Below are 13622 nucleotides of genomic sequence, written 5' to 3' on the forward strand. Positions count from 1 at the left end.
GAGTTCGTTGTAATAAATAGTGTTTATAAATTATATATTCTTTTTCAAAAGAAATTATTTTAATAATGAAATATGATAAACTTATTATTGAATAACTGATAGTCATGTGAAAGAAAGAAGGTGGAGATTTTGGGTAGACATACAGATCCAAATGAAAAATCCAAAGGAAAATATGTCGTGATCGGCCTGGCGGGACTTCTATTGGCAGGCGGCCTTTATTTTGGGGTGACGCGCATTTTAAATAATCCAACAGAGAAGCCAAAAGAAACAGTCACCACTAAAAAAAGTCAAAAGGAACCAAAAAAGACGTCTGCGAACACCAAGCAATCGGCTAAAAAGAGTTCTGAGAAGAAAGTAAAAGCGAAAACGAAAAAGACAACAGAGTCCTCTAAGAAGAAAAAGACAAAAGAATCTAGCACGAGTAAGAAACAGGCAAGTTCAAAGAAAAAAACAGCAGCAAAAACGAAAAAGAAAACCACCGGTAAGTTAGATGCTGCGAATTTAACTAAAAGTGCAGGTAAGGTTTATTATGGCGTTCACTATTTTAAGAATAAACAAGATTTCTCCAGCGATAATTCTGAATCAACGATCGCAGCGAATGTCATCGAGCTGTTTATTATGGACTATGCCCTTGCACAAAAGGATGGCAGCGATCAAGTGATCCAAGATAAGAAATTGGGCGAATGGCTCAACCCAATGATTCAGCAAAATGACATCAATGCCACGAACGTTTTGATTGATCATTATGGGATGGATAAACTGAATGCTTACTTTAAAGATCAAGGCTATCCTGATACGCGGATCGAAAGTCGAATGGTCGACATCAATGTTCGAGGAACCGAAAAGAATAACTATACGTCGCTAAATGATTGTATGAAATTATTGAAAAAAATCTATGACGGCCGCGAAAAAGAACCGCAAAAAACAATGGTTGAGAGTTTGAAAGGACAAGTCATTCGTACAAAGATTCCTGAAAAACTGCCAAAGGATACTACCGTAGCGAATATCACTGGCGAGCAGCAGAATGTCGAAAATGACATTGGTCTTGTTTTGACTGAAGACAATCCTTTTGCGATTGTTGTACTGACCAATGAAGTATCTGATATCGTACAAACGAGAACCGCGATTGCAGACTTTAGTTTGGCTGCCAGTAAATTGAAATAGATGAAGAAGAACTTATCTGTAACAGGATGAGTTCTTTTTTTGCGAAAATAAATGGGAATAGGTGCCATAAAAAAATAATTGTGATTTTTATAACTATTAATATGCTAAAATAAATATATAAAAAAAGGGAATAATATTTTTAGTTGGTTTAAATAATGGGAAAAGGGGCGCTTTTAAAATGAAAATATGTCCGCGGTGCGGGGAAGAAAACAGTGATCGATCTTTATTTTGTGAACATTGTGGCTATGAATTTGCCAATGAAGAAACGTTGCCAAAAAGAAATCAGGGAGCCAATCTGCAAGAACCCAATCCTTCACCAAACTACACTGTAAGTCAAAAAAAATCCAGTCTTCCAAAATGGCCATTTATTATTGCTGGGGTAGCAGTATTGGCTGTTATTGCAGGTGTTGGTTTTGCGATGGCGGGTCGTTCGAATAATGAGGCGAATCTGCCAGCAACCACAGTATCGTCTAGCAAGGTCGATACAAGTAAATACGATGAGATTATTGCGGAAGCCAAAGAATTGACGATCAACGGCGAGTATAAGAAATCGAATCTTAAGTTAAGTCGAATTTCTGCCAGCGATCTAGGCAAAAGCGAATTTTCAGCGATTGCTGATGAAGTAGATGATCTGACGGATAAAAATGAAGAAGGCTTGAAGCAAGAGGAAGATAAGGAAGCTACTCAGAAGGCCCAAGAGAAGGATCGTCCTGCGGTAACGACTTCAGGAAATACCAGCGGTTTTAGCGGGGATTATGCAAAGTGGGCGAACACTTATTATTTCTATTATTCACAAACCAGCCAAAGACAGACTGCGCTGACGATTGGTGCAAATGGCAGTGTGACGCAGAAAAATGTGAATGGTACGCAATATTTTGGAAAAGCGACTATTACCAACGCCAGTGGGGATGTTCTAAGTTATGAAACGAATGAACAATATCCTTCTGATATGCCTGATACTAAATTAATCAATCCAAATGTTCAGATCACTGTGAAATGGGATGGCGGCGGCACTCAGATCTATTATGGCTATGTTTCTTATTCTTCTCGTTTAGCATTGACAGATGGTGTAGCCAAAAATGCTGGTGTCAACGAGGTCTGGATCTCTTAAAATCTTAAAAGAAAGAAGATGAACCTTTTGGGAAGACATTCCAGTCCGAAGCCAACGAGAAAAGCTAAGTATGGTTGGATCGTGCTACTGTTTGTTCTAATAGCTGGTTCTTCCTATTTAGTAGTGAATCAGTTTTTTGCGCAGCAACAAACCGTGCAACCGAAAGTTGTTAAGAAAACCAATCCCAAAAAAATGAATACACCAGCGACTCTTGAAACAACTGAAACGATTAGTACGAACAGCACTCAACAGTCAAGTGAGCCAGAACCGCAATTAGATTCTACTCAATTGCTGGCAAGTGCCGAACAAGTTTACTACGGTGTTCACTATTTTAATGGCGATAAAGACTTTTCCAGCAACAATTCTGCTCCAACTATTTCCGCCAGTGTGATCAAGGTTTTTATTATGGACTACGCTTTTATGCAAGCAGATCCCAATGAGCAGATACAAGATAGAACGTTAAATGATTGGGTCGTACCGATGATCGAACAAAGTGATAATAATGCTGCCAATGTACTGATCGATTATTTTGGAATGGATAAGCTAAATGATTTTTTCCAAGCGCAGGGCTATCAGGACACGCGGCTGGAACGAAAAATGCTAGACAATGAAGCACGCAGTCAAGGTCAGGAAAACTATACTTCGTTGACGGATTGTATGACTTTTTTGAAGCAGCTTTATCAGCAGCAAGGAACCTATCCGCAATCAGCGATGCTTGAAATAATGCAAGGACAAACAATCCGTACCAAGATTCCTAGTAAATTGTCAGGAGACATTCTGGTGGCGAATAAAACGGGTGAACTGGATTATGTCGAAAATGATATCGGGCTGGTTCTATCAGAAACCAATCCGTTTGCGATCGTGGTATTGACACAAAACAGTAAAAATTCCGCGGAAACGCGACAAGCGATCGGTGACTTTGCGCTAGCAGCGACAAAAATAAAATAAGTGGATCATGCTTGAATAAAAAAAATCGTTTTTGCTTTAGTCAACTAAAGCAAAAGCGATTTTTTTGTTAGAAATAGGTGTTAGAAACGAATAATTTAGTCATTTCCAATCGTTGAGAATGTGAAATTGTGATTACTTATAAAACTAACTGTAAAAACAAAAGATATTATTGTGAAAACTAATGCTGAATGAATTGTTGTTGGATAAGGATTATTCGCTTTATTTTTGAAAGTGTTTTCAAAAAAATGTTGACAAAAACTATCAACGGTTATATATTTGATTTGTGAATAGAGCCAATGGTTCTTTTTTAGAACCAAAGGCTTTAAGAGAGGAGAGGGTTGTTTGATTGGTTTGCTAGTGGTTACTCATGGGGATTTAGGGAAGTCGTTGTTGGAATCCATTGCAATTATTGCTGGTGAAGTAAAGTGCTCCGCGTCGGTAGGTCTGTACCATGGAGATAGTCCGGTTCAATTGAGAGAGGAGATTCAAGGAAAAGTCGAGGCATTGGATACTGGAGAAGGGATAATCGTCTTAGTCGATTTTTATGGAGGGACGCCTGGAAATGAAGTGATGAAGCTTTTAGTCACACATAAAATGAAAGTGCTTTCTGGTGTGAATATGGCAATGTTGCTGGAGATTGTAGTGAATCGCGAGTTTACCGAAGATTTGGAGGCATTGGCTCGAACAGCACTGCAAAGCGGTAAAGAAAGTATTCAAGATTTAAATGAAGTGTATAACAATTTGATAGCAAAGGCAGGAGAAGAAAAATGAGTATTGTACTAGCGAGAATTGATGACCGTCTGATCCATGGTCAGGTCATGACCTCATGGCTTAATTACACTGGGGCTAATCGAATTATTATTATAGATGATGAAACGGCAAATGATACTTTTTTGAAGATGATCGTGACTTCTGTAGCACCTGCGAATATCAAAACAGAGGTTTTTGGTACCAATGACGGAGTCGATGCGATCAAGCAATTGACTGAAGCTGATAAAGTAATCATTTTGGCCAAATCTCCTGAGGTATACGTTGCGTTGACAAATCAAGGAATCTCATTGGAAAAAATAAATATCGGCGGGATGGGTGCGAAAGAGGGTAGAACAAAATTTTATAAAAACATTTCAGCTTCTTCAGCTGAGAAAGAAAGCCTGAAAAAACTCGTTGATGCGGGAGCAGCGGTCACTATCCAAATCATTGCCGAAGACAAAGCGATTGATGTAGCGAAGTTATTGACTTAGGGAGGGGTATCAATGCAAATTTCTTTTATTCAAGCAATTTTAATTGGGGTTGTTTATTATCTTGGCGTAACAGGTACACCATGGCTTTCGTTGTTGGGAAGTATCTCTTTTATGCAAAAACCATTAGTCGCTGGAACGGTAGTCGGAATTATTTTAGGTGACCCGGTTCAAGGTGTAATCATTGGAGCAGCGATCCAGCTTCCTTATATCGCATTCATTTCAGCCGGCGGAACAGCACCTGTTGACCCGGGATTGGCCGGAACATTGGGAACCGCTTTGGCGATAGCTTCTGGGGCCGATCCAAAAACTGCAGTAACTTTAGCGATGCCGATCGGTTTGTTAGGAACAGTGATTTGGGTGGCTCATATGACGATCGATGTCTTTTTCGTTCATATGGCGGATAAAGCAGCCGAAGAAGGCAATCTTGACCGAATCAACTTTTTACATGTCGTTCCACCACAAATCATTCTTTTTCTGATCAGTGTCATTCCAGTCACGTTTGCCGCCTACTACGGTGCAGGCGCGGTTACGAGTATTCTCGGGTACTTGGAGGGAACTCCGCTGCATGTGCTGCAAGTAATCGGCGGATTGCTGCCAGCGCTGGGAATCGCGATGAATCTGCGTTCGATTAATCGACCGAATACGATGCTATTTTTCATTTTAGGATTTGTCATGTCGATCTATATGGGGTTAGATGTCATCGTTATTGCTGTTTTAGGTGCGATCATTGCTTATCTTTATACGATCACGCCTAGAAATGAAATTGGCGGGTTGAGTTAGGAGGAGAAGAGATGGAACAATCATTAGAAAATGAGATTCAAAAGCCGAAAAAAGAATTATCCAAAAGAGATGTAACCAGGTCCTTTTGGCGCTGGACATTTTTCAGTCATGCCAATTACAATTACGAACGCCTAGAAGCTACCGGCTTGGTTCATTCACTGAGTCCGATTATTAAAAAGCTGTACGCAGATGATCCGGAAGAGTATCGAAATGCCTTGAAACGACATATGGCGTTCTTTAATACAGAACCACATTTTGGCGGAATCATTTGCGGCATGGTTATTGCGATGGAAGAAGATCGGGCAAATGGCGCACCGATTACAGATGATGCGATTAATGGGATAAAAACCGGTTTGATGGGTCCTTTTGCTGGGATTGGGGACACGTTGTGGCAAGGGACATTAACACCGATCCTGTTAGCTTTTGGTGTCAGTCTTGGTTCTGACGGAAACTTGATGGGGCCAGTTGTTTACGGGTTGTTGATGTTCGGCATCATGTTCTCATTGGCATACTTTGTTTGGATGCAGGGATACAAAATGGGGAAAGCCGGGATTGAGAAAATCTTGAGCAGTAATATTCTACAGTATTTGATCACAGGCGCATCAGCGATGGGAGCAATTGTTTTGGGGGCCTTGACCGCCAATTTTGTTTCTGTTTCCTCACCATTCGTAATCAAGGTAGGTGCGGTGAAATTAGGCCTGCAAGAAGATATTTTGGATAAATTGTTCAAGGGTATTCTGCCGCTGGGGATCACATTACTGACATTGTATCTTTTGAAAAATAGAAAAATGAAATCAACCAGGGTCATGCTGATTCTAGTGGCTATTGGTGTATTGTTTGGGGCACTCAATATATTTTAGACAACTGTTAGGAGAGGAGACAGAAAATGAAAACGGCCGTTTTTTATGGAATAAAGGATTTAAGAATTGAGGAATGTCCCTTGCCGGAGGTTTCAGAAAATAAAATTCTGATCAAAATCGATGCCTGTGCTATTTGTACGTGGGAGCAAAGAGTCTACACAGGTATTAAGGAAGTCGACTATCCATTCATTGGCGGTCATGAGATCGCTGCTGAAATCGTCGCATTAGGAAATAAAATTGATAAGACAAAATGGCAAGTCGGCAATAAGGTGGTCTTTGGAACGAATCTCGCCTGCGGGGATTGCGATTTTTGTAAAAGTGGTGAAGAACAAAATTGTTTGGATTTTGATCACAGTAAACACTTGGAAGGACTTCCGCATAAAGGAATGGGCGGATTGTCTGAGTATATGCTGGTAGAGCCGAAGCACCTCTTTCATTACTTTGGAGTAACTGCTGAGGAAGCAGCCTTAACTGAGCCTCTGTCTTGTGTGGTCCATAGTTGTGAGACAGCGGATATCCAGTATGGCGATTTAGTTGTCGTTATTGGCTGCGGCATTATGGGACTATTACATGTGGCTTTGTCAGTGAAAAGCGGTGCGCGAGTGGTCGCCTGCGATCTAAATCCAGAGCGTTTGGATTTGGCTAAGAAAATTGGTGCTCATTATGTGGTGGATTCTTCTAAAGAAGATCTTTCAACGCGAATCAAAGAAGTTAGTCAGAATCTCGGCGCGAATGTCGTTTTTGATACTACACCTATTCACAGTGTTGCGGAGGAATCGATCGAACTGGTTTCAAATACCGGGAAAGTGATTCTCTATTCTTCCTTTTATCCTGATGAGCCGGTCAGTTTTAGTCCGGATAAACTGCATAAAGGCGGATACTCCATTTGTGGTACGGCCAATTCGAATAGTCGAGATTTTATTCGGGCAGCGAGAATGATCAGTGAGCGGGTAATAGATATGCGTCCGTTTATCAGTGAAGTTGTTTCATTTGATGATGTTTTAGCTGGCTTTGAATCGGCCATTAAAGGGGACAAGTATCGTGTAGTCGTAAAATTCTAGTTAATAAGGCAAAAAGTAACGTTGGCAACTATAGTAAGGTAGGTAGTTGTATAAAAAATCAGTTATAATCAATAGTGAAAATCCATTTGATTTCATAATTATTTATTATGTAGCTACCTGTCTGTTTTGATAGAAATCTTTGATGATCTCCCTATCCAAGACAAGACGAGTGAAGGGGGACTATAACGTGGAAGAGTTTATTCCAAAGTACAAAAAAATAAGTGATGATATTCAAAATTTAGCTAAGGTGTTGAGCGGACAAGGAAAACCGCTTCCCAGTGAACGAAAGTTGTCTGAAAGTTTTAATGTAAGCAGAACAACGATCAAACGCGCTTTAGAATCATTGGAAAGACAAGGCATCGTTACTTATATTGAAGGAAAAGGATTTATTATTCCTGATCGAGATGTAAAGATCGTTTCCAGTATGCATATCTCTGGTTTTTATGAAGATATTGTTTCACGAAAAAAGAAAATTAGTTCGAAGGTTTTGAAGAAAAACGTGATTCAAGCCGATGAAAAATTGAGTAAGGAACTCAAAATAGCTGAAAATGATTACGTTTTCTATCTTTTGCGTTTGCGGAGTGTAGATGGAACCGTTTATTCATTGTCTGAAAGCTTTATTCCTATCGGCCGCTGCCCAGAGATTGGTTCTTTCGATTTGACGGACAAATCTCTTTGGAAGGTGCTAAACCAATTTGGAATATATCCAGAGATCGTCAGTCAGCGGGTGAGCGCCCGAATGGCTAATTACTCGGAAATCGAATATCTAAACATTTCCAATCCGGCAGTGGTCATGGTCGTTAATAATATGGCCTACTGGGAGGATAAACCGATCGAGCTTTCCTATGTATATACCGATGTCTTCTCAACAAATCTTGAATATCGTTTTAGTAAATAAAACGAGGAGGAAGATTCATGTTAGTGACATTAAGTGAACTTTTAAAGGATGCGAAAGAAGGTCAATACGCGGTTGGAGCCTTTAATGTACCAAATCTTGAAGCGATTCGAGGCGTGATTCAAGCGGCGGAGGAGCTGAATTCTCCAGTAATTTTGCAGCACGCGGAGGTACATGAAAATTTGATCGGCTTGGAAGAAATTGGTCCGATCATGCTTCAATATGCCAGAGCGGCGAAAGTTCCCGTGGCGGTGCATCTAGATCATGGCGCAACCTTTGAGATGTGTGTCAAAGCGATCCGAATGGGTTTCACTTCTGTAATGTATGATGCATCAAGTAAAGAATATGAAGTCAATTTAGCAGAGAGCAAGGAGATCGTTAAGATTGCCCATGCAACCGGAGTAAGTGTTGAGGCAGAATTAGGGCATATCTTCACTTCTGCTGTCGGCGGCGGAGAAGGCAGAGGCTCTGACTCTAGTGAGGATTATGAGGATTTGGAAGATGTCTACACAGACCCAGACTTAGCTAAGGTATTTGTCGAAGAAACTGGCGTCGATTGTTTGGCAATTGGCTTTGGAACGGTTCATGGAATTTATCTAAAAGAGCCTAAGCTGGATCTCAATCGAATTTCGCAAATCAAGGAAAAAATCGATGTTCCTTTTGTGATGCACGGCGGGTCAGGTGTGTCAGAAGAGAATTACCGGATAGCGATTAAAAACGGTATCTGCAAGATCAACTATTATACGTATATGAATAAAGCTGCTGGTAAAGCAGTTCAAGAAGACATGAAAAATACTTCAGGAGACGCTGTTTTCTTCGATGAGCTTTCGTTGAGCGCGACAGCTGCAATGAAAGATAATGCAAAGGCTGCGATGAAAATTTTTATGGCCCCATAGTCTTTCAATTCGAATAAAATAATGGAGGAGAACCGAATGGAGAAAGTTGCGGCATCGATCATGTGTGGGAATCAACTGGCATTGGGGCAGGAATTACAGGATCTGCAAGAAGCCGGGATTGATTGGCTGCATTGTGATGTGATGGATGGAGTGTATGTAAACAATTTGGCGATGGCTCCGTACGTGCTGGAACCAATTATTCAGACTGGTAAGTTCACGACAGATATTCATTTGGCCTGTGTTGAGCCAGAAAAATATATTGATATGTTTGCACCGTTGACTCCAGATTATCTTACCTTTCATATTGAAACGACTGAAGAACCAACTAAATTGTTGAAGAAGATCCATGAAAAGGGACTAAAAGCCGGAATCGCGGTAAATCCTGAGACACCGATCGAGATAATTTTTCCCTATTTAGATTCCATAGAGCTGATTCTTATCATGACAGTAAATCCCGGATTTGCCGGTCAGAAATTTCAATGGGCGGTAGTAGAAAAGCTTGAGCGGTTGAATCGCCAGCTTGAGTCGCGAAAGGTGAAACCGCTGATTGAAGTTGACGGCAACATCTATTCAGAGACAGCGGCCGCAATCAGTAAGATCGGTGCGAATATCTATGTGGTTGGAACATCTGCACTTTTCAATGATCGTGCTGGTTCATACAGAGAAAAGGTTGTCAGCTTTAACCAGAATTTACGTGAGAATTAATAGAAACCTAGTTGTTCCTACCTCAATAATTATTGAGGTAGGAATTTTTTTGTCTATACAGATTTTTTTGACCATGGTAACCTCTTATTATTGATATAAATCGGAATGCGACTGAAATGGAGAAATACAAATGACGAAAGAAGAATTTTTAACTAAAATAAAAGACGGCTTAATTGTCTCTTGCCAAGCCTTACCCGGTGAGCCACTATATACTGAGCATGGCGGAATCATGCCGCTATTGGCGTTAGCGGCCAAAGAAGGCGGTGCGGCAGCGATCCGTGCGAATTCGGTACGAGATATCCAAGAAATCAAAGGGGTGGTGGATCTGCCAATGATTGGATTGATCAAGAAACAATATCCGCCGGAAGAGCCGTTCATTACGGCTAGTATGCAAGAAGTGGACGAACTGACAGCAACAGGAGTAGAAGTTATTGCGTTAGATTGTACGTTCCGTAATCGTCATGACGGATTAACGGTCAATCAATTTATCCAACAGATCAAGGAAAAATATCCTGAGCAATTATTGATGGCAGATATCGCTACTTTTGAAGAAGGAATAAATGCTTATCAAGCAGGTGTTGATTTTGTCGGAACGACGTTAAGCGGCTATACCGTAGAAACTAAGGAGCGCAAAGGTCAGGGGCCTGATTTTGAATTGATCGAAAAATTAGTCGATGCCGAAGTGCCTGTTATTGCTGAAGGACAGATCTATACACCGGAGCAAGCGAAAAAAATCCAAGCTATGGGCGTGAAAGGGATCGTTGTAGGCGGTGCAATCACTCGACCAATGGAAATTACAGAACGTTTTGTAGAAAGATTGAAATCAAAAAATGATTAGTTGCACTAAATAGTCTAGAGTGGCAGAAGTGAAATCTGCCGTTCTAGACTATTTTTGTGAAAAAAACTGATTGTGGGATTGCATAAAGGGTTTAAATCGTTTATCATGAATACATAATTATATATATTCATGAAGTTTGGAGGTCTAGAAATAGTGAAAAGAAGCAAAGGATTTTCCGAAGAAGACAAGGTCAATTTAAGGAAGAAACTCTGTATTGCTTGCGAAAAAAGCTGGACTAAGTTCGGGTATCGAAAAACAACGATCGGCGAACTTACTAAGGAAACGGGGATTGCGACGGGATCTTTTTATCTTTTATTTGAAGACAAAGAGGAACTTTTTTTTGAAACGTTTATTTTTGTACAAGAACGACTACGAAATAATTGGATAGCGATATTGAAAAAGTCTCCGAACAAACAAGGATTTATCGAGGCCATGATTGCCTTATATCGAGAGTATCAGCAAGCACCTTTTTTATATGATTTCTCAAATCCAGATTTTTTGGCCTTGTTAAATCGCTTGAATGATGAGGAACGGGAAGAATTTACGAACAGCTCGTTGTCATTCTTTGAATATACGTTAGATTACACGAATCTCAAATTAGCGATACCCGAGCAGAAGGCTTTTGGAGTCCTAAGCAGTTTGCTTTATACAGTGACACTTACGAATACGGTTTATGACCAAGAGGAAGTATTTACTTTTATGCTAGAGACAATCAGTGACCAATTATTTACCGAAGAATAAACGAATGGAGGAAAAAAGATGTTTGATAGTTCAGCGAAGTATTTTGAAAAAATGGCGGAAGATATGGGGGTCTCCATAAAGATTCCGCGACCATCAAAGAGAAGTCTGCAGGCAAGTGCAAAAAGCAATACGGTGGTAGGCGTTGGTTTGATAGCCGGAGGCGTTCTATTATCAAGCAAAGCGATGTTCACGCTAGGCATTATTGGCCTTGCCGGAGCAACGGCATTACATTATCAGCTAAAGGATTAATGGAACTCAAACGCTAGGACAAATCCATGTTCTAGCGTCTTTTTTTGTTGAAAAAGACCGCAACATTGATGAAAAAAATCGCTCATTTCTCATTTATACTGGTTATTTGACCAAGTTTGGGAGAGGTGGATGAGGATGGATGTTTTAGCAGAAGAGCAAAAAGAATGGCAAGCGATTCGCAGCGAGATCGAGAAGAAAGAAACCAGTCTTGAACAAGAAATGATTCATTTTACAAAGGAGACAAAGCAATTTCATCAATATTTGGTCGATTATAAGGGTGAGATCGATCCACATGAGATGTTTATCAATTCTCGAGTTTTGGATCAGCAGCAATTAGCAGAATCGGTTAGCGGCAAACAATTGATACGACTGGAAAAGCAAAAAAAGAATCCGTATTTTACCCGTGTTGATTTTGTTTATGAAGGGGAGCAGACAGCGGAACGAATTTATGTCGGGCCATTTTCTTTTTCAACAAAGGAGCAAGGCCTGCTAATCTATGATTGGCGTGCCCCAATCGCTAGCATTTTCTATGATTATGACTTAGGGGAGGCTCATTTTGAGACTCCAGCTGGAACAGCATCAGGGGAGATCCAGCGAAAACGTCAGATCAAATTTAAAAACGGAACGATTGATTATGTTGTGGAATCTGATACCACGGTCTTTGATGAGGTTCTGCAAAATGAGCTTCGCCAGCAAAAAGGTGGTCAGATGTCCACTATCATCAGTACTATTCAAAAGGAGCAAAATCAGGTGATTCGAGATAGCCGTTCAAAGGATATGATCATTCAAGGGGTCGCTGGATCAGGAAAGACGTCGATCGCGTTGCACCGAATCGCTTTTTTACTTTATCATTTTCGCAATCGAATCACTTCTGATCAAGTGATGATTCTGTCGCCCAACCGAACCTTCAGCCAGTTTATTGCCCAAGTGTTACCAGAATTGGGAGAGGAACCAGTGACTGAGTGGACAATCGACGAGTTTGGACAAAAGTTTTCGAAGGAAGCAAAAGTACCTTCACGCTTTCAAGAAATCGAGGCGTTGTATCTTGCTGAACACCCACGATTAATCGATCGGATTCGTTATCTTGCAACTAAGAAATGCGTGACTGATTTGAAGGCTTATCTCATAAAAATCGAAAAGTTTACACCGCAAACAATAATGATCGGGGATTATGAATACGATGCTACCTTCATTTTGAAGCGTTATGAGGCCTATCAGAAGAAACCGATTTTTGAACGTTTTCAACTCATTGTGGAAGACATTTTGGAAAATCTGCGCAGTCGGCCGTTTCAACCGAAACGAAAACCAACAAAAAGACAATTGATTAATCGTTTAAAGAAAATGTTCAATCAGCCAAATTGCACCAAACTTTATTATCATTTTTTAGAAGAACAGAATTTCTCGGTTAAAGGCGACTTAAGTCATTCTGATCTATTTCCTATTATCTATATTCGTTTATTTATCGAGGGAATCGATGAGTTTTCGAAAATACGCTATCTGATTATTGATGAGATGCAGGATTACACCTCAGTTCAATTTGAAGTATTCAAAAAAATGTTTTCCTGCCCGGTTTTACTGATCGGCGACTTCACCCAATCATTGACCACCATCAACGAAATGACATTAGCGGAGATTCAAAATTATTATCCAAAAGCCCAATCAATTTTTCTCACAAAAAGCTATCGTTCAACTTATGAAATTATTACATGTGCCAAAAATCTCATTGGCGATCAGCTAATTGAGCCAGTGTTGCGACATGGAATGGAGCCGGAAAGAAGAATTGTTCATTCTCAGGCAGAAGAAATTTCAGGTATACTAGAGATAGTAGAGCAGTTAAAAGAAAAAGGTTTAGGGACGATCGCATTGATCACCAAAACATTAGCACAGGCAAATGAATGGCTGGAAAAGTTAAAAAAGGAAGGAATAGCTTGCGACGTTTTAGCGGATGAGTCAGCGAACTTGCAGCAGAACCTTTCGATCTGCCCATTGGTCCAGTCGAAAGGGCTTGAGTTTGATGCAGTGATTGTCGTCGATGCCGATGAGGAGAAATATCCGGGACAATTAGGCAGACAGCAATTGTTTGTTGCTGCGACACGAGCGATGCACGCTCTATATTTTCTTCAAAGGGAGTGA

General features: G+C 40.4%; 15 protein-coding genes. All 15 read left to right on the plus strand.

Features of this window, described 5'->3' with window-relative positions:
- Nucleotides 1-120: 120 nt before the first annotated feature.
- Nucleotides 121-1164 carry a serine hydrolase gene (locus tag I585_RS16540; protein WP_244266015.1) on the plus strand — a complete coding sequence of 348 codons (1044 nt, stop codon included), beginning with the start codon at nt 121-123 and terminating at the stop codon, nt 1162-1164.
- Between the two features lie 178 nt (nt 1165-1342).
- Complete coding sequence (locus I585_RS16545) at nt 1343-2275, plus strand: zinc-ribbon domain-containing protein (protein WP_010740893.1); 933 nt, start codon at nt 1343-1345, stop codon at nt 2273-2275.
- An 18-nt stretch (nt 2276-2293) separates the two neighbouring features.
- Nucleotides 2294-3223: a serine hydrolase gene (locus I585_RS16550; protein WP_010740892.1), complete on the plus strand. Its 930-nt coding sequence runs from the start codon at nt 2294-2296 to the stop codon at nt 3221-3223.
- Nucleotides 3224-3565: 342 nt separating this feature from the next.
- The gene (locus I585_RS16555; protein WP_010740891.1) at nt 3566-3994 is read left to right on the plus strand and encodes a PTS sugar transporter subunit IIA; all 429 of its coding nucleotides are present in this window, start codon (nt 3566-3568) and stop codon (nt 3992-3994) included.
- Nucleotides 3991-4464 (plus strand): PTS sugar transporter subunit IIB, encoded by a 474-nt coding sequence (locus I585_RS16560; RefSeq protein ID WP_010740890.1) that lies wholly within the window; start codon nt 3991-3993, stop codon nt 4462-4464. Before I585_RS16555 ends, I585_RS16560 begins: the two co-directional genes overlap by 4 nt.
- A 12-nt stretch (nt 4465-4476) precedes the next feature.
- The gene (locus I585_RS16565; protein ID WP_010740889.1) at nt 4477-5244 is read left to right on the plus strand and encodes a PTS mannose/fructose/sorbose/N-acetylgalactosamine transporter subunit IIC; all 768 of its coding nucleotides are present in this window, start codon (nt 4477-4479) and stop codon (nt 5242-5244) included.
- 11 nt (nt 5245-5255) lie between these two features.
- Nucleotides 5256-6104, plus strand: coding sequence for a PTS system mannose/fructose/sorbose family transporter subunit IID (locus tag I585_RS16570; protein ID WP_010740888.1), 849 nt, complete (start codon nt 5256-5258; stop codon nt 6102-6104).
- Between the two features lie 26 nt (nt 6105-6130).
- On the plus strand, nt 6131-7165 hold the full coding sequence (locus tag I585_RS16575) for a zinc-dependent alcohol dehydrogenase (RefSeq protein WP_010740887.1): 1035 nt from the start codon (nt 6131-6133) through the stop codon (nt 7163-7165).
- Between the two features lie 187 nt (nt 7166-7352).
- Nucleotides 7353-8063 carry a GntR family transcriptional regulator gene (locus I585_RS16580; RefSeq protein WP_010740886.1) on the plus strand — a complete coding sequence of 237 codons (711 nt, stop codon included), beginning with the start codon at nt 7353-7355 and terminating at the stop codon, nt 8061-8063.
- A gap of 17 nt (nt 8064-8080) precedes the next feature.
- Complete coding sequence (locus I585_RS16585; protein WP_010740885.1) at nt 8081-8956, plus strand: class II fructose-bisphosphate aldolase; 876 nt, start codon at nt 8081-8083, stop codon at nt 8954-8956.
- Nucleotides 8957-8992: 36 nt separating this feature from the next.
- Nucleotides 8993-9661: a ribulose-phosphate 3-epimerase gene (locus tag I585_RS16590; protein WP_010740884.1), complete on the plus strand. Its 669-nt coding sequence runs from the start codon at nt 8993-8995 to the stop codon at nt 9659-9661.
- Nucleotides 9662-9791: 130 nt separating this feature from the next.
- Nucleotides 9792-10499, plus strand: coding sequence for an N-acetylmannosamine-6-phosphate 2-epimerase (locus tag I585_RS16595; protein WP_010740883.1), 708 nt, complete (start codon nt 9792-9794; stop codon nt 10497-10499).
- Nucleotides 10500-10652: 153 nt separating this feature from the next.
- A complete protein-coding gene (locus I585_RS16600; protein WP_010740882.1) occupies nt 10653-11240 on the plus strand; it encodes a TetR/AcrR family transcriptional regulator in 588 nt (195 codons plus the stop codon).
- A gap of 18 nt (nt 11241-11258) precedes the next feature.
- Complete coding sequence (locus tag I585_RS16605) at nt 11259-11489, plus strand: hypothetical protein (RefSeq protein WP_010740881.1); 231 nt, start codon at nt 11259-11261, stop codon at nt 11487-11489.
- 129 nt (nt 11490-11618) lie between these two features.
- Entirely contained in the window at nt 11619-13622 is a 2004-nt protein-coding gene (locus tag I585_RS16610) for a HelD family protein (RefSeq protein WP_244266016.1), read from the plus strand.

The organism is Enterococcus malodoratus ATCC 43197, assembly GCF_000407185.1.
GTDB classification, from domain to species: Bacteria; Bacillota; Bacilli; order Lactobacillales; family Enterococcaceae; genus Enterococcus_A; species Enterococcus_A malodoratus.